The organism is Undibacterium sp. Tian12W, from assembly GCF_049339405.1.
In the GTDB taxonomy this organism is placed as follows: Bacteria; Pseudomonadota; Gammaproteobacteria; order Burkholderiales; family Burkholderiaceae_D; genus Undibacterium.
This window is the reverse complement of sequence record NZ_JBMPPK010000003.1, coordinates 367,674-388,392: the sequence shown is the minus strand read 5'-3', so window position 1 is coordinate 388,392 and position 20,719 is coordinate 367,674. Positions and strand designations below refer to the sequence as shown.

General features: G+C 49.8%; 19 protein-coding genes. 7 read left to right on the top strand and 12 right to left on the bottom strand.

Annotated features, from left to right (window positions below; translation table 11 throughout):
* Window positions 1-982: 982 nt before the first annotated feature.
* Window positions 983-2,584, top strand: coding sequence for an NAD(P)/FAD-dependent oxidoreductase (locus ACO0LI_RS05680; RefSeq protein WP_423031519.1), 1,602 nt, complete (start codon window positions 983-985; stop codon window positions 2,582-2,584).
* Between the two features lie 110 nt (window positions 2,585-2,694).
* On the opposite strand, the gene ACO0LI_RS05675 is transcribed toward ACO0LI_RS05680, so the two are convergent.
* Window positions 2,695-3,522, bottom strand: a complete 828-nt coding sequence (locus tag ACO0LI_RS05675; RefSeq protein WP_423031517.1) for an HDOD domain-containing protein — start codon at window positions 3,520-3,522, stop codon at window positions 2,695-2,697.
* Window positions 3,523-3,916: 394 nt separating this feature from the next.
* Between ACO0LI_RS05675 and ACO0LI_RS05670 the strand changes: the two genes are divergently transcribed.
* From ACO0LI_RS05670 to ACO0LI_RS05655, 4 genes are all read left to right on the top strand, one after another.
* Window positions 3,917-4,402: a CinA family protein gene (locus ACO0LI_RS05670; protein WP_423031515.1), complete on the top strand. Its 486-nt coding sequence runs from the start codon at window positions 3,917-3,919 to the stop codon at window positions 4,400-4,402.
* Between the two features lie 2 nt (window positions 4,403-4,404).
* Window positions 4,405-5,196, top strand: a complete 792-nt coding sequence (locus ACO0LI_RS05665) for a response regulator (protein ID WP_423031513.1) — start codon at window positions 4,405-4,407, stop codon at window positions 5,194-5,196.
* Window positions 5,193-6,212 carry an ATP-binding protein gene (locus ACO0LI_RS05660; RefSeq protein WP_423031511.1) on the top strand — a complete coding sequence of 340 codons (1,020 nt, stop codon included), beginning with the start codon at window positions 5,193-5,195 and terminating at the stop codon, window positions 6,210-6,212. The genes ACO0LI_RS05665 and ACO0LI_RS05660 overlap by 4 nt, the downstream gene beginning before the upstream one ends.
* A 100-nt stretch (window positions 6,213-6,312) precedes the next feature.
* Window positions 6,313-7,176 (top strand): EF-hand domain-containing protein, encoded by an 864-nt coding sequence (locus ACO0LI_RS05655; protein WP_422954241.1) that lies wholly within the window; start codon window positions 6,313-6,315, stop codon window positions 7,174-7,176.
* A gap of 67 nt (window positions 7,177-7,243) precedes the next feature.
* On the opposite strand, the gene ACO0LI_RS05650 is transcribed toward ACO0LI_RS05655, so the two are convergent.
* A complete protein-coding gene (locus ACO0LI_RS05650; RefSeq protein ID WP_422954242.1) occupies window positions 7,244-7,897 on the bottom strand; it encodes a flagellar basal body-associated FliL family protein in 654 nt (217 codons plus the stop codon).
* Window positions 7,898-8,192: 295 nt separating this feature from the next.
* Here ACO0LI_RS05650 and ACO0LI_RS05645 point away from each other — a divergent pair, with 295 nt between their 5' ends.
* A complete protein-coding gene (locus tag ACO0LI_RS05645; protein WP_423031509.1) occupies window positions 8,193-9,311 on the top strand; it encodes an acyltransferase family protein in 1,119 nt (372 codons plus the stop codon).
* A 42-nt stretch (window positions 9,312-9,353) separates the two neighbouring features.
* Here ACO0LI_RS05645 and ACO0LI_RS05640 read toward each other — a convergent pair whose 3' ends face one another.
* From ACO0LI_RS05640 to ACO0LI_RS05595, 10 genes are all read right to left on the bottom strand, one after another.
* Complete coding sequence (locus ACO0LI_RS05640) at window positions 9,354-9,962, bottom strand: lysophospholipid acyltransferase family protein (protein WP_422954244.1); 609 nt, start codon at window positions 9,960-9,962, stop codon at window positions 9,354-9,356.
* A gap of 137 nt (window positions 9,963-10,099) precedes the next feature.
* Entirely contained in the window at window positions 10,100-10,714 is a 615-nt protein-coding gene (locus tag ACO0LI_RS05635; protein ID WP_422954245.1) for a ParA family protein, read from the bottom strand.
* Between the two features lie 133 nt (window positions 10,715-10,847).
* The gene (locus tag ACO0LI_RS05630; RefSeq protein ID WP_422954246.1) at window positions 10,848-11,564 is read right to left on the bottom strand and encodes a pseudouridine synthase; all 717 of its coding nucleotides are present in this window, start codon (window positions 11,562-11,564) and stop codon (window positions 10,848-10,850) included.
* A gap of 48 nt (window positions 11,565-11,612) precedes the next feature.
* Window positions 11,613-13,607, bottom strand: a complete 1,995-nt coding sequence (locus ACO0LI_RS05625; protein ID WP_422954247.1) for an ATP-binding protein — start codon at window positions 13,605-13,607, stop codon at window positions 11,613-11,615.
* Between the two features lie 24 nt (window positions 13,608-13,631).
* Window positions 13,632-14,468, bottom strand: coding sequence for a substrate-binding periplasmic protein (locus ACO0LI_RS05620; protein WP_423031507.1), 837 nt, complete (start codon window positions 14,466-14,468; stop codon window positions 13,632-13,634).
* 217 nt (window positions 14,469-14,685) lie between these two features.
* Entirely contained in the window at window positions 14,686-15,300 is a 615-nt protein-coding gene (locus ACO0LI_RS05615) for a glycine zipper 2TM domain-containing protein (RefSeq protein WP_423031505.1), read from the bottom strand.
* Window positions 15,301-15,505: 205 nt separating this feature from the next.
* Window positions 15,506-16,699 (bottom strand): PLP-dependent aminotransferase family protein, encoded by a 1,194-nt coding sequence (locus ACO0LI_RS05610; RefSeq protein ID WP_423031503.1) that lies wholly within the window; start codon window positions 16,697-16,699, stop codon window positions 15,506-15,508.
* 62 nt (window positions 16,700-16,761) lie between these two features.
* Window positions 16,762-17,220, bottom strand: coding sequence for a RidA family protein (locus ACO0LI_RS05605; protein ID WP_422954251.1), 459 nt, complete (start codon window positions 17,218-17,220; stop codon window positions 16,762-16,764).
* 350 nt (window positions 17,221-17,570) lie between these two features.
* The gene (locus ACO0LI_RS05600) at window positions 17,571-18,443 is read right to left on the bottom strand and encodes a DMT family transporter (protein ID WP_423031501.1); all 873 of its coding nucleotides are present in this window, start codon (window positions 18,441-18,443) and stop codon (window positions 17,571-17,573) included.
* Window positions 18,444-18,478: 35 nt separating this feature from the next.
* Window positions 18,479-19,093: a LysE family translocator gene (locus ACO0LI_RS05595; RefSeq protein ID WP_423031499.1), complete on the bottom strand. Its 615-nt coding sequence runs from the start codon at window positions 19,091-19,093 to the stop codon at window positions 18,479-18,481.
* A 183-nt stretch (window positions 19,094-19,276) separates the two neighbouring features.
* Between ACO0LI_RS05595 and ACO0LI_RS05590 the strand changes: the two genes are divergently transcribed.
* On the top strand, window positions 19,277-20,698 hold the full coding sequence (locus ACO0LI_RS05590) for a PLP-dependent aminotransferase family protein (RefSeq protein WP_232063771.1): 1,422 nt from the start codon (window positions 19,277-19,279) through the stop codon (window positions 20,696-20,698).
* The last annotated feature ends 21 nt before the right edge of the window (window positions 20,699-20,719 follow it).

Here is a 20,719-nt window from a genome sequence, read left to right as displayed (position 1 = left end):
TGTGAACACTTGCTATATTATTTAAGCATTCCAACTAACCTAAGTTAATTGGTGCGCTTCACCAAGTGCCCACATTTATTGACTGTTAATTGTTAAAGAACCAGAATCTTTTCTACCTCGCCAGACCATCTTCTGATCCAGCTTTGCGTCGCAGCGTTGTGTGCGTCAGCAGCAGAGAAACGAGATTATGAAGCACTTATTTGCCGCTGTCAACACCTGCAACTCATTTCGTTTTGTTTCGTTCTTTCGAACTAGTTAAACTGTTGCAAACTATTCACAGCAACCAGATTCTTCCGCAGTTTTAACTTCTCCGCTCAGTCTCTAGCTTTGCTTCTCTTCTCGCCCGCTCTTCAGCGGGAGGCGAACTATAGCAAACTTCCTCACCCCTTTGCAAGACCTTGGCGTAAATTATTTAGGGAATTGTTGGAGGATGCTGATTTTATAGGGGGAGCAGTGTGCTACTTCTTAGTGCTTATAGGGTCAAGGCTATCTCTGTATATATAATAGATAGGGCAACGGTGCGCATGGCGCACCCTACTGCCCCTGGTGTTTGGCGTATGTCCTGGTTACCAGCTTCGCCGTTCATCACCGGACGACGCTGGGCTCCTGCCTGCGCAGGAGCGACGAGTTCGGGGGCTATCTATATAGCGCTGATTTCGCTGATCGGCCGAAACCCACCCCCTTCCCGGCCATTTCACTGAGCCGCTCACAGGCGGCTTAGATTCTGTCGGCACAAAGCATGCTTTGTGAAACCCCGACGCCATCCCCTTGAAGGGGAAGGTGTTTGCAGGGCTTTGCGAAATTCTCTCAGTGATACAAAATTGATTTCGCATACCTGGTTAACATCGGCTTTCCTCACAAGGAAATCCATATATCAAGGCACATGCGGGTAAAATAGCGGATTCATCAAACCACTAATTGAACATCTGCTTATGTATATATATGCAGATCATTTGTCATCAGTGTTATCCGGACCGAATTTATGTTGCGCATTACCGATTTACAACTCCCGCTGGACCATGCCGAAGACGAGCTGAAAGCCGCCGTGCTGAAGGAACTGGGGATAACAGAAAAAGAATTGATTAATTTTACGGTGTTCCGCCGTAGCTATGATGCGCGCAAAAAGACCGCGATCATTTTGATCTACACAATCGATGTGGAGACGACGAATGAAGCTGCCTTGCTGGCCAGCCACAGAAACCGCACGAAATTATCCGAGACACCGGATACGTCCTATAAGTTTGTCACGCATGCGGACGGCAAGTCATTTAAACGCCCGGTTGTGATTGGCTTTGGACCTTGTGGTTTGTTTGTTGCACTGCTGCTGGCGGAGATGGGGTTTAACCCTATCGTGCTGGAGCGTGGCAAGACTGTGCGTGAGCGCACCAAGGATACCTGGGGCCTGTGGCGCAAACGTGAATTGAAGCCAGAATCGAATGTGCAGTTTGGTGAAGGTGGAGCCGGTACTTTTTCTGATGGCAAGTTATATAGCCAGATCAAAGACCCAAAACATTATGGCCGCAAGGTGCTGACTGAGTTCGTCAAGGCTGGTGCGCCAGAAGAGATCATGTATGTCAGCAAACCGCACATAGGCACCTTCCGTCTGGTGAAGATGATAGAAGAGATGCGTCACAATATAGAAGCGCTGGGTGGCGAAATCCGCTTCGAACAAAGAGTGACGGATATTGATATCGTTGATGGCAAAGTTCAGGGTGTGCAACTGAATGACGGTGAATATATAGAGACTGCCCATGTTGTGCTGGCGATAGGGCACAGCGCGCGCGATACCTTCCAGATGATTGCTGATCGTGGCGTGTATGTAGAAGCAAAACCGTTTTCCATCGGTTTTCGTGTAGAACATCCACAATCTGTCATCGACAAGGCACGTTTTGGCCCTAACGCAGGCAATAAGATATTGGGTGCGGCAGATTACAAGCTGGTGCATCACGCCAAAAATGGGCGTTCTGTGTATAGCTTCTGTATGTGCCCTGGTGGGACGGTTGTGGCAGCGACATCTGAACCTGGCCGTGTTGTGACGAATGGCATGAGCCAGTATTCACGCAATGAACGCAATGCAAATTCGGCTATCGTTGTCGGCATTACGCCCGCAGATTATCCTGGTAACCCATTGGCGGGCATAGATTTGCAGAGAGCCCTGGAAGAGAAGGCATATGAAGTTGGTGGTGGTAACTATAATGCGCCTGGCCAGTTGGTTGGTGACTTTTTGGCAGCGCGCGCATCCACGGAATTGGGTACGGTAGAACCATCCTATAAACCCGGCATTACCTTGTGTGACTTGGCAACAGTGTTACCTGAATTTGCGATCACCGCAATACGCGAGGCCTTGCCGGAGTTTGAGAAAAAGATCAAAGGCTTCGCCATGAAGGATGCGATTTTGACTGGCGTGGAAACCCGTACCTCTTCCCCTATCCGTATCAAACGTAATGACGACGACTTGCAAAGCTTGAATACCAGAGGCCTGTTTCCCGCCGGTGAAGGTGCTGGTTATGCAGGTGGCATCTTGTCTGCGGCAGTAGATGGCATCCGGGTTGCGGAAGCAGTTGCGCTTGATATACAAGAATAAATACAAGAAAAAATACAAGCAAAAATACAAGCAAACACTTAAAAGAAGGAAGCAAATATAAAAAATGGCAAAAACGAATTCGTTTTTGCCATTTTTCTTTTGCAGAGGCGTTAACCTAAAAGATCTTCCAGCCCCGCGCTCAACTCTGCCAACGGCGGCATTTCTTCAAGAATAAGCTCTGGCTTGATACCCAGTTTTTTTGCCACTTCTGTTGGGAAGGTGGCTTCGCGCTCTTCTTTCGAATAATGACTTTCCTCGCCTCTTGCGCACCAGGAAGCAATGTGGACCACCGCACCTATCTGATCAAACTCTGATTGCTGCAGTGGTTCGCCACAGGCCTTGATGGCAGTGGCAAAAGTGTCAGGGAAGCGCCAGCGCTTGGACAACTCAGCACCCACATCAAAAAAATCATAACCAAAGGATGTGCGCTCGACATCTGGCCGGCGTGGGTCCAAAGGACCGGCAGTTTTATCGACTTGCAGCATTTGCTCTGGCATGCCTGCATGCATGACCAATTGGCCTATCGCATGCATCAAACCAACGGTAAAGGCAAAGTCCGAATTACAGTGGGCTTTTTTGGCCAGCCATTTTGATACGACAGCAGTATGCAGGCTGTAGCGCCAGAACTGCTTCAGGTCCACCCCAGGCATCGACTTGAAACCGCTGGTTAAACCGCTGCTGACCACCAAAGTACGTACGGTCATGAAACCCAGCATCAGCACAGCATCATCGACCGAACCAACCGTCCTTGAAGCATGGTAATAGGAGGAATTGGCCAGGCGCAGCAGTTTTGCGCTGAGGACCTGGTCTGCAGACAGCTTGCGGGCAATCTCGTCTATGGAAACATCGTCATTATTAAAACTATCGATGACTTCCTGGACGACTTTGGGTATCGATGGCAAAGCATTTTGCTGCTGAAACAGATTCTCGATTTTCATAGGGCATCTCCTTTGGGGATGTAGATACAAGAGGTCTATGTCTCTTATTATTTCCGGAAATTGATACACCTTCAGCAAATTCCCTTAACAAACAGGAAGAATGCGCATTGCTATCAAAAATCATACTCTGATATTGGTTTTTCAGAAATGCTTTTTTGTTGCTTGCAGCTCTTAACTCAAGATTGCTAACAATTGGCGTGTCAAACAATATTTGACTTGGCACTTTTCTACATGAGCAAATGTAATTTGTTACTTTCCTGTCAGCTTACTTTTTGACTTGTTTCTTTACTTCACTTCAGTGGGTACATGGTGGTAAAGTAGTTTAGAAGTAATGTAGGACAGGTTTTGGAACAGTTCATCCAGTCAGAGCCAGCAGCCAGCCAGGAGACGCATCATGCAAAATGCCATAGAACTCGCAACACAAGTCGGTGAAGAACTCAAATCCAGAAAATTAATACTTAGCATCGCCGAATCCTGCACGGGTGGCGGGGTTGCCCATGCCATTACAGAAATTGCCGGATCGTCAGAATGGTTTGATTGTGGCTTTGTGACTTATTCCAATTCGTCCAAGACGGAATTGCTCGACATACCAGCAGCGCTGATAGCCCAGCATGGAGCAGTAAGCGAAGAAATTGCCGCTGCCATGGCGCAGGGTGCCCTGGCTAATTCTGAAGCCCATTTATCCTTATCCACCACTGGCATTGCCGGGCCTACCGGAGCTGTTCCTGGCAAGCCTGTAGGAACCATTTGCTTTGGCTGGGTAGTCGGTGGTATCCCCCATACCGAAAGGCTGGTATTTGCCGGTGACAGAAAATCAGTCAGGGAGCAAACTGTCATTCATGCCCTGGATAAATTACTCAGGTATATCAAGGAGTTATAAAATTGCTGACTGCATTGCCAGTAACTGTGGATGCACCCCAGCGTCAGTCATCAACATCAGGTTTAGCCGCGCATGGTAGTCGCCTGCATATCTTGCTGGTCGATGACGATGTAGAAATTGCAGCCTTGCTCAGTAACTACCTGGGGAAATTTGATATAAGTTGTGTTGCAGTGCAAGACGGCGTGGCAATGCGTGCAGCACTGCAGTCACATAATTTTGATGTGATTTTACTGGATTTGATGCTGCCTGGCGAAGATGGCCTGAGCCTGCTACGTCAGTTGCGCCGCCATGCCAGTACGCCAGTCATCATGCTGACTGCCCGCGGTGAATTTGCCGACAAGATACAGGGTCTGGAATCAGGCGCTGACGACTACCTGATCAAACCCATCGATACCCGTGAACTGGTTGCCCGCATACAAAGCGTCACCAGACGCGCCCATACATCAGCAAAACAAACGCAAGAAGCTACCGAGAGCAGAGCAACAGAAATACGCTTTGATGCCTGGGTATTGAATTTGCCGGCGCGACAATTGTGCAGCCCCGATAAACTGATTATTCCACTGTCAAATGCAGAATTCAGGCTCTTGCTGGCCTTTCTTAAAAGACCGGGGCAGATACTCAGTCGTGACCAGTTGATCGATTTTGCGCACAACAAATCAACTGAAGTCTTTGACAGGAGCATAGATTTGCTAGTGTCGCGCCTGCGCCAAAAACTCGGCGATGATCCCCGCCACCCTGCCCTATTAAAAACCATACGTGGCGAAGGCTATTTGTTTAACGCCAGCGTGCCATGAACAAGCTGCTGCGCGATACCATCTTCAGCCGTCTGTTCGGCCTGGCCATGGCTGCGGTAGTCGTAAGCCATATCATCACCTTTATCCTGCTATTTGTTTTTCTGGGTGATCACCGTCCACCGCCTCCTCCTGCACATATGCCGCAACATCACCCGCACGGCATCTTGCATGGCCCTTTCCTGGGTTTTTGCCTGAGCATGGCCATACAATTGCTCTTGCTGGCGATCGCGGCGTGGGCAGGTTCGCGTAGTCTGGCGCGCCCCATGCAGCAACTGGCAGAAGCAGCAAGCAAGCTGGGCAAGCATAAAGAACCTTTGGCGATTCCAGAGACAGGGCCAGAAGAAGCACGCCAGAGTGCCCGAGTCTTTAATCAGATGCAAGAACGTCTGTTCCAGCAAATGGAAGAGAGAGAACGCTTCCTGGCAGCGGTTTCCCACGATTTGCGCACGCCATTGACGCGCATAAAGCTGCGCATAGAGCAAATGCACAATGAGGCAGATGAAAAACTGCTCGACGATGTAGAAGAAATGCGCCTGATGCTGGACGCTACCCTGAATTACCTGCGTGGCAGCGAAGAGTCTTCGCAAATGCTGGATGTCACATCATTGGTGGCCGCCATTGTCGACAATATGCAGGATGAAGGCAAAGCTGTCAGCATGCATGGAGAGGCACGCCCTCTGATGGCTCTGCCAAATGAACTGAGACGCTGTATCAGCAATTTGCTGGAAAATGCGATTGCCTATGGCAAAACTGCACAGATCGGTTTGCATGATAGCCAACATGAATTGTTAATCATTATTGAGGATCAGGGTCCTGGCATACCGGAAGCAGAACTGGAAAAGGTATTCGCTCCGTTCGTCCGCCGGGCTGTTTCCAGAAATAAAAATACTGGTGGTGTTGGCCTGGGGCTCAGCATAGCCAGGGAAATCGCCAGACGTCACCAGGCTAGTCTGATACTAAAAAACCGCCCTGGCAATCAGGGCTTGCTGGTGGAATTGCGCCTGCCTAGGAACTGAGCGCCTCTTTGTGTCAAAGTCGATACAAAGCAGACACAAGCGGGCAACATGTGGATGCGACACTTCAGATCACAACAACGCATGACTGAAGGAGAGCGCGATGAGCAGCATCAGTGGAGTAAGTGGAAGTTCCGGCAGCTATTTCCCGCAAACTGGCGGCACCCAAAGACGCGAACGTGATACCAGCAAGATAGCGGAAAATGTATTTTCCAAGCTTGATACCAAGAACCAAGGCTATCTTGAAGTCTCGGATCTGGAAAGTGCATTTGGCAATATTGCATCATCCTCATCCACCAGCACCGCCAGCACTAGCAGCAGTGGCAGCAGCACAAATTCTACCAATGCCAGCATCAATGACTTGTTCAAAAAACTCGATAGTGATGGCGATGGCAAGGTCACCAAAAGCGAGTTTAGCGATGGCATCAAAAAACTCGGCGATGCCCTGGAAACACAATTCAATGCCAAACGCACCCGTGGCGCAGAGGGATCGAGACCGCCTCCACCTCCGCCACCAGGAGGTGGTGAAGGTGGCGATCAGGGCCTGGATAAAACCCAGTTGACGGATTTATCGACAGAAGTGGGCAAAACCAATAGCAGCGCCGGTGCGGCACTGAGCCAGGTGGCGCAGAATTTTGACGCTGCCGATACTAATCAGGATGGCAAGGTCAGCTTGCAAGAAACCCTGGCCTACCTGGAAAAAGCCAGTACTACACAGACGAGCAGCACATCCACGGCGACCAGTACAACCGCCACTGCCAGTACAAGCAACTCCAGCACAAGCAGCAGTTCTGGCAGCACTGGCAGCGCATCGGATGGAACGACCAGCTCGGTGACAGGTAGCATTAACAATAGTAGCAGTACGAATACCGACGCAGCCCTGTTCAAAAAAGCGCTGCAGTTATTGCGTGCCTACAGTTCGCCGCCAACCAGTTCCAGCAGTCAAAGTATTTCGGTCAGCGCATAAAGACAAAAGGCACATGTAGATCATGTGCCTTGTTTTTATGCGTCAGGGAGTTCTCACTACTCGCGAATCACTGCTCCCTGTTTTGCATCAATAATTCATTGATGAGCACAGACTCTATTTTGTCGGTCTGCAAGGCTGAATTCAAGCCGGATTTGAGTTGCGCCCTGACCGTGTCAAAGCCTTCTTCACTATGCAAATCGTCAGGGTCAATTTTGGCGAATTCGATTTGAAATATATTCGTCAATATTTTCTTGTTTTCAAATAGCCATTCCTTATCCTCAGTGCGGACTTGTATTGTGACTTGCATACGCACCACTTGCCCATTCAGATTGGCAACTTGCTGCGGCAAGACATAATAGCTAAGTCCAGCTGCATTGCTGCCTACACTACGGATATAGAAAAAAATCGTCAGCAAGATGGCAAAGCCAAACAGCACTATGATGGCCGCATAGAGGCCAAAACGATCTTTGGTCGCGCCAGGCTTTTTCGCTGACTTTTTGGCAAGTGCTGCTGTGCGGGAGCTGGATGCAGACGCAGCATTGATCGTAGAACTGGAGCCGGTACTAATTTTAGCCGCGCCCCCCTTCGCCTGGACGGCAGAGGTAGCTTGTCCTGCCTCAAAATCCAGAGCACTGCCTGTTTTTTGGGGTTCACTGCCATCTATCGCTTCAAAATCCAGCTGTGCGCTGAGCAAGCTGGCCTTTGACCTATCTTTAGACATAACTACCTCTTAGCTTGCAGATGTCCATACATTCAACACACTGATAGTGCATTTAATTTCCAAGTGGAAATTTTAAAGAATGGAAAGCATAGCCCATATTTTACCCAAATTCATCAAATTCCAAGGCAAGCTGGCGAAAAAAATGCAGCTTCAAGTTTTGTTTTTATGGCATGTTGAAGCTGGTTTTCTGCAATCAGCTTTCTACTGGCCGCATTGCGTTCATGTAACCCGGATACTGGAATTTAAATGCTTCGTTACAAACTAAGGGTGTAAATCGCCAGCCAACTTCGCTATCATGACGGCATTCCCCCGCATTAGCTTGACAGGCATGACCAATCCCACAACTCCCAAAATCAGAAACACCAGCATAGACAATATCAAGGCTGTCTTGATATTTTTAGTCGTGTTTGGCCATCTGATAGAAATTTACGTGGGCGAAGATCATGTTTTGCGTTCCATCTGGATTTTTGTTTACTCCTTCCACATGCCCATGTTTGCCCTGATGTCAGGCATGTTTTCGAAGGCCAGCTGGGATGATAAAAATGCCACACAACTGATATCGACCGTGCTGGTGCCTTTGATAGGCTTTGAAATTATTTATGAAGCAACCGAATTCGCCCTGAAGGGCACAGGCAGCGTATATGCTGGACTGGTCGCACCTTACTGGATGCTGTGGTATCTCCTGAGTTTATTGTGCTGGCGCCTGTTAATGCCCTTGTTTTCGCGCATGCAGTTTGGTGTCATGCTCGCGCTTGCCCTGTCTCTGGCAGGCAGTTATTCTGAGCATGCGGGCTATTTCCTTGGTATTTCACGCACCCTGGTCTTCTTCCCCTACTTTTTGTTAGGTTGGAAACTTGGCGCTGAAATATTCAATGTGAAGAAAAAAGAAAGACTGGTGATCAGCGCGATAGTAGTGATCGCTGCGTTCATTGCTGCTTTTATGCTCAAGAGTGATTTTGACTACCGCTGGTTTTATGGCAGTTACTCATTGCACAGACTGGAAATGGCCAACCTGACGGGTAGCATGTATCAGTTATTGCAATATGCCGCCTCAACGGTCATCGGTTTGTCTGTCCTGTATTTGCTGGCGCAAAAAGACCTGCGTCTGGCACAGATAGGCAAACGTTCTATTTATGTTCTGGTGTGGCATGGAATGGCATTGATCATATTGCAAGAAACTGGTGTATTGCGCGCCATTTTCAAGCATGAGAATACTGTAGCCCTGGCGGTTTCAGTTGTGGTTTCCATAGTTATCACATGGGTATGCGCTCATGAAAAAACTGAAACCCTGACCAAGCGCCTGATCCTTGATCCACTTGCGTGGCTGCTGATCCCTCAAACGTCCAACAAGCCAGCGGGGCTGGCAATAGACGCTCAGGATGCCCAGAAAAACCCTGTACAGCAAGAGCCTTGATCTGTATTGATACGCTAATCCGTGTCAGTGCTGCCCCCTTGCTCAGTCCTGCGATCTTGCCTGTGTTTTGCCCTCATCGAACTGTTGTGGATTCTTGCCTGAGATGCCGCAGTAGAACTCGCGTATCTGCACCATATCGGCTTCAATATCACCGCTCACGGCAAACATCTTGCCTATACCACCGGCCTTGCGTTTGAAATCAAGATAACCAAGCGCGATCGGTACACCAGCACCAAGCGCAATGTAGTAAAACCCTGTTTTCCAGTGAGTCACCTTACCCCGGGTACCCTCGGGTGGCACGATGACAGTCAGTCTTTGATTTGCATGGAAGGCATCAACCGTGCCCTGCACCAGATTGCCAGATTTACTACGATCAACCGGAATACCACCGAGCCAGCGCATGATATGCCCCAATACCGGCGGAAACAGGCTGGACTTACCCATCCAATAGACGCGCAAACGCAAGGCAAAACACACCATCAGGGTCACAGGAAAATCCCAGTTGCTGGTATGCGGAGCGGCGATCAGGACGTATTTTTGCTCGGCAGGAACGATACCTTCGACCTTCCATCCAGCCAGCTTGAGTCCTATGATGGACAACCAGCGCATAAAGGTATTAATGATGGGAGTTTCAAAAATGGTAAGATGCATGCCGTAAGTCTTTGATAAGAAAAGAGAATTCTGCCTTCTCTTCAAGCAAGCGGCATTATAGTGAGCAGTAGCAACTATAGGAAATAAATATCGGTTTTTTTTAGATTAATTAACGAAAGCGATATCAAAACGAGTTATCAAGTCTTGACCCAATTCACGATGTGCTCCCATTGCGGCAAGTCTTTTTCCACCCTCGATGGAGCGACATCCCACAAGGTAGCGCCATGGGCCGCCAGTTGTATGTAGTTTTGTGTATCCCGCAAAAAACCCAGGACGGGCAAGCCCAGTTGACCCACATAGTGTTCAAGCTGCTCGGCTGCCTTGCTGCGGGTATTCACGCGCATGCCGAGTATGCCGATCTGGTAGCCATTTTTTTTATGCTGGGACAGGCTTTTCAAGAATTCTTCAGTAGCCAGGATATCAAAAATAGACGCCTGCAAGGGCACGATGATCTTGTCGGCGGATTTCAACACCATGTCGAGCTTGCTGCCTACCAGTCCGGCGGGAGTATCCAGCACGACATGGGTAGTGCCTTTGGGCGGTTTCAAGACATTGCCATCAGCAATATCCCAGGGCTGGATTAGCGGCAAATTTTGTGGCCGTAATGTCAACCAGGTGCGGGAAGACTGCTGCACATCGGTATCGCCCAGCATGACTTTGTGACCATGCGCTGCGAAATAGCCAGCCAGGTTGGTAGCTACCGTGCTTTTACCGACGCCCCCTTTGGGATTGACAATTGCAATGACAGGCATGTCCGCTCCTTTTGACAGTGTAAGAACTACAGCATCTGATCAGATTATCCATATTAACCAGAAGATAGCAAGACTTCATCTGATACAGAGCATACACAACACCATCTGAAACCTGTCAACACCGTCAAAATATTCAGGCAGGCACCAATAAAGCCAGCTGCTCAGGAGTCAGATAACACCACTCGCCCTCTTCCAGTTCCAACGAAGCCAGTGTCAATTTACCTATGGCAGTGCGTTGTAAGGCAGCACAATGATTGCCTGCGGCAGCCAGCATGCGTTTGACTTGGTGGTATTTGCCCTGCTCCAGTACGATTTCGAGCAGATGCTCCCCCAGCTTTTGGCAGTGTATGGCAGCCAATGGTTCTGGTTCATCGTGCAGCTTGACGCCCTTTAGTAACAAATTTACCAGCTCTTCAGTCAACGGTTCAGCGGTGGTGGCCTGATAGACTTTTGGCACATGACGTTTGGGTGAAGATTGCGCATGGATAAATGGACCATCGTCAGACATCAGCAACATGCCGGTCGTGTCATGGTCAAGCCGCCCTACGGGTTGCACATCGCGCCAGCTGAATTGCTCAGGCAAAAGTGTCAATACACCAGGATGATGGCTGGGCTTGCGCGAACATTCAAAGTTGGACGGTTTGTTGAGGACGATATATACGCGCTCGCGGTATTCCCAGTCTTCTTCAAAGATATGAAATTGCAAATCCTGGGTTTCAAAACTTGTTTTGACGTTGCGTATCACTTCGCCATTGATGGTAACTTCGCCATCTTCTACCAGATCGCGGCAATATTTGCGGGTTCCGAATCCTTGCGACTGAAGGATTTTATCTAAGCTTAATTTTGTCATGCCGCGACTTTATCAGATGTAGTACTAGCCCCGCTAGTGTCCGTGCTGTCAATGAACCTCGGCGACATCTTCATCGGCCATCTTTGGTTCCAGCGGCAAGCTGATTTTAAAGCAGGTTCCCTTGCCGACATCGCTCTCAACCACGACATTACCGCCCAGGATACCCGTCACCAGGTTATAGACAATATTGAGACCCAGACCACTGCCTCCCAGACCCAGACGAGTCGTGAAGAAGGGATCAAAAATGCGCCCCAGATTGCTTTCTGGTATGCCTTTACCATTGTCGCGCACGGTTATTTCGACGAAATTTTCATCAAAAATACGCGCCGTGATGCTGACCGTACCGCGATAATCACCATCAAAACCATGGATAAAGGCATTGTTGATCAAATTGGTCATGACCTGGCCCAATGGCCCCGGATAACTATCCATCATCAGCTTGGGTGGGACACTATGAACGACATCATGACGGGTCTTGCGTATGGTAGGCCCCATGGTCAGGATCAGCTCAGACAACATTTCATCCAGCGCAAAGACGCGGCGGTTGGCACTGGTTCTATCGACGGCAACCTGCTTGAAGCTGATCACCAGTTCAGATGCCTTGCTCAGATTACGCAAGAGTAAATCGGCACCGGTCTTGGCATTTCTTAAATATTCTTCCAGCACAGAGCGGCGCAAGCCTTTGTCAAATTCAACCAATACAGCATCTGTGTGCTGGGCCAGCGTGCTGGCCACGGTGACACTGGTGCCTATGGGCGTATTGAGCTCATGTGCAACACCTGCGACCAGAGAACCAAGTGCTGCCATTTTTTCAGTCCTGAGCAATTCGCGCTGGGCGCGTTGCAGATTTTCTAACACGATGGTCAGTTCACTGTTGGCCGCTTCCAGCGCCTGGGTACGCTCAGAAACCCGCCTTTCCAGCGTGGTATTCATATTGCGGATTTCCTGCTCATTCTGGCGTTTTTCGGTAATGTCTTCCTGCACCAGGATAATCAGGGGTTCATTACCGAGCCGTATCATGCGCCCGGATACCTGACAGAGGATGATTTTTTCTTGCTGGCCGCAAGTCAGCCAGGCTTCATAATCATGGATTTCACCATCGCGTTCTATGATGCGCAATATCTCCGCGAAATCAGCTTCGTTGCGCCACAGCGCTTTCTGCGTTTCGTTGTCCCCGAGAATTTCATCATGTGACCAGTAAAATTGCCTGACCCAGGCATCATTGACGTCGATCATGCTGTAGTGCTGGCTTTTGCGCAGCACCGTCATGGCGACGGGTGATGCCTGAAAAATACCAATGAACTTCTCTTCAGTCACTTTCAGGGCCTGCTCGGCGCGCAAGCGCTCGTTGAGTTCTTGCTGTAGGGTGATATTTTGCGCTTCGCGTTCCGTGATCAAACGTCCCAGGTTCAGACGCATCTTGTCCAGGCCTTGCGCCAGATTACCGATTTCGTCCTGTCTTTCCCATTCCAACGGCTGATCCAGTTTGCCACGCGCCAGTCGCCCGGTCGCCAACTGCAATTCCATGATCGGCCTGACGATCCGGCGCTCAAACAATAGCCAGATCAGGATAAAAGAAAACACAACCTGCACCAGCAAGGCCAATCCCAGCTTCAGAAAGTCTGCCCATAGTTCTTTTTCTATATGTTCAGTAGTCAGCTCCAGCATGACACTGCCGATGACCTTGGTCTCCAGCAGGATGGGGCGTTCTTCGCGCAGGAATTTAGCGCCCTCTTTCTTGAACTTGCTGCTATGGGCGAAGATGGATTTGGATTCATCAAGCACTTCGACGCTGACCACTTCGGGATTGCGCATGACGGCTTGTATGAATTGATTGGCGACTGCCTTGTCCAGCGTCCAGACCGGCACTGCCATGCCGCGCGACAGCATATCGGCATATTGCGACATAGGATTGCGTACGCGCAGTTGCAATTCCCGCTCATACCTGTCCTGCACCAGAAAGCGCCCCAAAACAATCGCAGGCAATACGATGCCAACTACAACGCCGATAATAAGAATTTGTCGGAGGGAGAGTGTACGCAATGGTTTACCTGTTATTTGCAGCGGTTACTTCGATTGTTGCTTGCGCCACAATTGTATATTGGCCGCAATGAGTTTATTCATCACGTTTTGCTTGTCCAGTTTGTATACTGCCTTGGCAATGCGGCCACGCATTTCCGGCGTATTGCAGGCTGACTTATGGGACAGGGTCAAATATAAATTTTCGTTTGTAATCGGTGGCGTGACGGTTTTCAAGCCAGTGATATTCAGCTTGGCGACATAGGCCAGGCCTGGGTCTTCTTCATAAATCAGGTAATCAGCACGAGACAGACTGAGCATCTTCAAAGCCTGCTCAAGGCTGGGCACCATGGAAATCTTCAGTGACTCTTTGGCATAACGATCAAAGTCTTCACCAAAGCTGTTGTTAATCACAGTAACACCCTGCTTGCCCGCCAGGTCAGCCCATTTCTTGTACGGCAGATTATAATTATTTCGGGTCCAGATGACCGTGCGTGTTTCACGAAAAGCCGGGTAGAAATAATCCATGTATTCCAGCCTGGGCAGGGTAAAAAATGCACCTGCCAGCAAATCTACACGTCCCAGCTTGGCCTCTTCCTGCACTCTTCCCCATGGGCCTACATATTTAATGTCTATAGGTATGCCAATTTCTTTGGACAATAACTGCATCCACTCTGCATTTGCCCCTATCAGACGGTTTTCATCTTCAGGATCACGCCACAGATAAGGTGGATATTCAGGGTTACCAGTTGCCAGCAGGCTCTTGCAAGACTCATTGGCATGCGCTGCTGAACTGAACGCTGCCATCGACAATAATGCCGCACAGCAGAACAACTGCAACAGGACATTATTTGAAGGACTGGCTTCGCAAGTATCAAGCTTCATGGCACGACCTTCTCGGCAAGAACGTGAGGGAATGGATACCTAAGTCTAACTGCTGGAATTAGGCTTGGCAAGAAAGTAGTTGTGAAGGAGGAACGGTTTCCAAAAAGAAAATAATTCCTCCAAATCCTGACCATAAGTGCAAGATTTTTACCACTTTGCAATCAGCCAGAATAAGGACTGCCCGGACACGGCAATCCTTTTCTATATGATATGGAGTTTAGCGCCTGACGACAGAATTACCACTACTTCTGACTGCATCGCCAGACAACAAGCTAGGGTCATGGTCAAAAGAATAGGTCTGCTTGTTGCCATTATCAAAAGCGACCGTTACATTCCATACCTTGGTTGTTTTCACTTTTTGTTCTATCTTGTGCCCGGCTAGCGCGCCACCAGCAGCACCGGCCAGCGTCGCCAGATCACGGCCAGTACCGTTACCGACCTGATTACCGAGCAAGGCACCGGCAACGCCGCCTGCAATCACACCGAGAGCACCGCCCTCACCTTCCTTATCTTCCACAGATACGGCAAGCACCTTGCCGCAATCAGGGCAAACTGGCTCATTCCTGGCATTGGCTGGCGCAGCTACAGGTTTGCTACTCATATTTTGTTTGGCAACAGCCAGCGCCGTATTGTATTCAGTCTTGGCATCACGCAGACACTGCATTCTGGCCGAGGAACTGCCAGCATCAGCACACAGCCTTTTATCGTCATTGTATCTTTGCGTGGCGCGCTTGCTGTCTGCTGCGTATTGCTGTTTGGCCGTCATGTTCTGTGCAAATGCACCCGTCACGGCAGTCAGCATCAGGCTGGCCAGGAACAATTTTTTATTCATTTACTACTCCTCAGTTAATCAAAGTTCAGTATCGCATTGCGAAACATACATGCATTAACGGTTCACACCCAAAATTGATGACGTAAATCACAATAGTTGACAGTTACATATTAAATGAGATTGATTCGATGGGACTATTTTGGCTTGGCGCCATAAAAAAACCCGCCAGCAGCGGGTCTTGATTATTGCAATGTGAAGTATTCGATCAAATTCTGGCTTTGATCAGCTTGCCCAGTTTCTCGATACCTTCATTGATACGCTCTGGCGACACAGTCACGAAGGACAGGCGCAAGGTATTTTTTGCAGGGTTGTTTGCATAGAAAGGGCCACCTGGCACAAAAGCGACATTTTGCTGAATTGCTTCATCCAGCAATTGCTTGCTGTCCATGTGCTCTGGCAGTGTGACCCAGATGAACATGCCGCCTTCAGGCTTGGTCCATTGCACACCTTCAGGGAAATGCCTGCTCATGGCATCCAGCATGGCGTTACATTGTTTTGCGTAAAGAGTGCGTATGGTCGGGATGTGTTCACTCAGGAAACCATCTTTGATGACTTCATACACCACCATCTGCGTCAACTGCGCTGTGTGCAAATCAGCTGCCTGCTTGGCTTGCTCAAGCTTGCGTATCAGCGGTGTAGGGCCAACAACATAACCGAGGCGTATGCCTGGCGTCAGCACCTTCGAGAAAGAACCCATGTAGATCACGCCACCGGGGTTCATGTTCAGCATTTTTGGCAAAGGCTCGCCGCTGTAGCACAGATCGCCATAAGGATTATCTTCGACCAGCGGGATGCCCATGCGTGCGCAGGTTTCTACCAGCTCATAACGGCGCTCTACCGACAAGGTGCGTCCGGTAGGGTTCTGGAAGTTAGGCAAGGCATACATCAGGCGCGCGCCTGCGCCTTTGGCGGCAACAGAAGCGGGGATCAGGCCATGGTCATCAGTATCCACCGACTCAAACTCTGGGCGATAAACTGAAAAAGCCTGCAAAGCGCCGAGGTAGCTCGGTGTTTCCACCAAAACCTTGCTGCCTTCATCCACCAGTACTTTACCCAGCAAATCCAAACCTTGCTGAGAGCCGGAGACCATCATGATCTGGTCAGGCAGGATTTTTGAATCATTGGTAGACAAAGAGTCGGCCAGAAATTCACGCAAAGGGGCATAGCCGTCAGTGGGGCCGTATTGCAATGCAGACTTGCCTTGTTGTGTCAGTACCTTGTCAAAAGCAGCGCGCATGCGCTCTACCGGGAAAGTTTCTGGAGATGGCAAACCGCCAGCGAAAGAAATCACTTCAGGACGCATGGTCACTTTTAAAATTTCCCTGATGGCAGAGCTTTGCAACTGCTCGGCGCGGTCAGAAAATTTCCACTCTATGGGGCTGGGATTCTCAAGTTTCATGCTGGTCTCACTATCTCTCGGTTGGGATTGCCATCTCGGGCAAGTTTATTGTTTTATAAAATTCAGGCGATCTCAACGATCATTTCAATTTCTACACAAGCACCCATAGGGATTTGGGCCACGCCAAAGGCGGAACGTGCATGCTTGCCTTGCTCACCAAAGATTTCACCGATGAGTTCAGACGCGCCATTCGTCACCAGATGTTGCTCGATAAAATCAGGTGTGGAATTAACCAGGCTCATCAGTTTGACGATGCGTTTGACACGGTTCAAATCGCCGCCACAAGCAGCTTGCAAAGTGGCGATCAGATCAATCGCGACTGCACGTGCGGCCAGCTTGCCTTCTTCAGTAGAGATATTCTTACCCAGTTGACCCACCCATGGCTTGCCATCTTTTTTGGCAATATGGCCAGACAGGAATACGGTATTACCGGTTTGTGCATACATGACGTAGGCAGCAGCGGGTGTCGCCACGGCTGGCAATTCAATATTTAATGCTTGAAGCTTTTCGTAAAATGACATGTGTATTTTCCAGGAAAAAGAGCAACAGCCCTCACTGATGCACTAGAGATAATTGAATTTTTATTATTATTTCTGCAAACTTCAAGAAGTCGCGGAATTCCAACCCATATTCAAGCCGATACCATTTTGATAGGACTTACGCAAAATTGTCCCAGCAAGGCGTCAGCGACGAAGACAGTACTTCGGTACCGGATTTTGCTAAATACTGGAGCTGCAACGCAGCTGGGGCAGTTTTGCGTATGTCCTATGATACCAGTCCTCTATTGTAAGCCTGCACTGATGCGATTAACACCCCCTGCTGCACTGCTTGTGACAGATTAAATTTGGTCACTCCAGGAGATTTCCCAGCTTCACCGTTGAATATTCATGCGCCGTCCCAGTGCAACGACAATGATCACAGCCAGCGCAAAAAAGATTTCACGGCCAGTCAACACTTCACCCAATATCACAGCAGCACCCAGCAAACTCAAAAATGGCTGCAGCAATTGCACCTGGCCGACGCGGGCAATACCACCAATAGCCAGGGCCTTGTACCAAAAGAAAAAGCCTATGAACATGGAAAACACTGACACATAGGCAAACCCGGCCCAGGCGCGGCCAGAAGCCTGCATCCCATAATGCCAGCCCAGCCAGGTAGTAACAGGCAATAAAACCGGCAAAGCCAGCAGCAAAGCCCAGGAGATAACCTGCTGCCCGCCCATGCTTTGCGACAAGCGTCCGCCTTCGGCATAGCCCATGGCAGCAGCGATCACTGCGATGAACAAGGCCAGGTCGGCAAACTGGAATGAGCCACCACCCTGCATCAGGGCAAAGACGATGACCAGACCACTGCCCAGTACCGCCATCACCCAAAAACCAGGCGACGGCTTTTCATTAAAGCGCAATGCTGCAAACAAGGCAGTTGCCAAGGGCAAGATACCCAGTACGATGGCCCCATGAGTAGCAGGCACATAAGCCATGGCAACAGAGCTGAACAAAGGGAAGCCGACCACCACACCCAGAGAAGTAATCAGTAAGGGTTTGATTTGCTCACGTCGTGGCAGTCTGGCACCCTGCATCCATAACAGGATGCCCGAGCAGCATGCTGCCACCACAGCCCGTCCCAGTGCAACAAAAACTGGATTGAGTTCCGCCACTGCCATGCGGGTAAATGGCAGTGTCAGGCTGAAAATCATGACACCAACCAGTCCAAGGGCCATACCCTTGTTTTCTTGTACCGGCATGACAGACCTGCCTATTTTAATTTGCGTGCCCGTTGTCATTGTGAACTCACCAGCATAGGATAAAGCGACAAGACCAGCAGCAGGGCCATGCCATAATTAAAAATGCGCAAATTACGTTCCACCTTCAGCAAATGCCTGACTTTGGCACCAAACAATGCCCATAAGCCTACGCTGGGCAAATTGATGACTGCAAAAACACCAGCCGCCAGGGCAACGATCCAGAAGCCGCTGGTTGCGGGGATATAGGTACTGAAGGCACCAAGCGCCATGACCCAGGCCTTGGGATTGATCCATTGAAAAGCGGCCGCACTCAAGAAACTCATGGGGCCAGCTTTGTGCGCGCCGTCTTGCGTCTTGCTTTCTATAGGCCCCGCATTGGCAATATTCCAGGCCAGGTACAGCAGATACGCAGCTCCTGCCCATTTCAATACGACATATAACCAGGGGAAAACCGCAAACAGGCCAGCCAGACCCACACCGACTGCCAGTACCAGTATCATGAAGCCTATGCTGATGCCAAGCATATGCGGCAAGGTGGCACGGAAACCAAAGTTGACACCAGAAGCCAGCAACATCAGATTATTCGGGCCAGGTGTAATCGAAGACACCAGCGCAAACAGGGCAAAGGCCATGAGGGTATCAATTGCCATCTTGCTCTCCACGTCGGTCAAGACTGAAATTCTGTCGCCCATCCATGTTGTTTCTCCCTTTTTTGCTTTAGTGTTGTGCTATCCTAAACGCAAAAACCGATACAGTACCAATACACTGCAAGCGATAATATTCATACTGTAATGGTCAACTATCCATTACAGGATATAGTCTGGAGACATGCAATGCTGACACCCACCTTTTTTATCTCGCGCGATTCTGGCGGCTCACTGGTAGAGCAAATCGTCAATGCCGTGGCCAATCGCATCGACGACAAATTGCTGCGCACAGGCGCGCGCATGCCATCGATACGCCAGTTTGCCGACGAACAGGAAGTGTCACGTTTTACGGTGGTAGAAGCCTATGACAGGCTGGTTGCAAAAGGCTATCTGGAGTCGCGCCGGGGGGCAGGATTTTTTGTGCGTGAACGTGCATCGATGCTCAACAATGTCCCAACCACGGCACAAATCGCCCCCATCACCCAAAACCTGGATGTGGTGTGGCTGGTACGCAATATGTTCCGCCAATTGCCACCGCAAAAAATGCCAGGCTCGGGCGTCTTGCCACATGACTGGCTCGATGGGGAACTGGTGGCGAATGGCTTGCGTTCCATCAGCAGGTTGAACCAGAACCTCTTGCTGCATTACGGTACCCAACAAGGGTTTTTGCCACTACGCCAGCAATTGCAGTTGAAACTGGCGGAACTGGAAATTGCTGCCTCACCTGAACAACTCGTCATGACCAGTGGCGTGACGCAGGCACTGGATCTGGTGGCACGTGAATTCACTCAGCCTGGCGACACCATTTTTGTCGATGACCCGGCGTGGTTCTTGATGTTTGGTTCTTTCGCCATTCTTGGCACCAAAGTAATAGGCATACCACGCCTGCATGACGGCCCGGACGTGGCCAAACTCGCTGAACTGGCAGCAGTACACAAACCCAAGCTGTATATCATCAACTCGGTCTTGCATAATCCAACCTCGACTTCGTTATCTGCAGCCAAGGCATTTCAGGTCTTGAAAGCGGCAGAAGAACACGACTTCATGATCGTTGAAGATGATGTGTATTGCGACATGCACCCCGGCCCGGCAGTACAGGCCGCCACCCGCATTGCTGCGCTGGATCAGTTGAACCGGGTGATTTATCTAGGTGGTTTTTCCAAATCGCTGGCAGCAAATTTACGGGTTGGTTTTATCGCGACATCACCTGAACTGGCGATACGCCTGGCCGATCGTAAGATGTTATCTACTCTGACGACCACAGAAATTGGCGAACGCGTGGTGTATAAAATCCTGTCGGAAGGACATTACCGCAAGCATGTAGATCGCATAAGGGTAAAACTAGATGGGGTGCGCGATGACATCACCAAGCGTCTTGAGCAAATGGGAATGAAGGTAGATTACCGCACGCCTGCCGGCATGTTCCTGTGGACCGAGACGGGCTGTGACACCAACAAGCTGACCGAGAAAGCCATGGAACAGGGTTATCTGCTGGCACCTGGCAGTTTATTCTCACCGAGCCAGCTTCCCTCCACCAAGATGCGCATCAACATAGCCGCGATGTCTGATCCCGGTGTCTGGGAATTTTTGAAACGTGAGATCAAATAATTGCAGCAATAGTCTGAACAG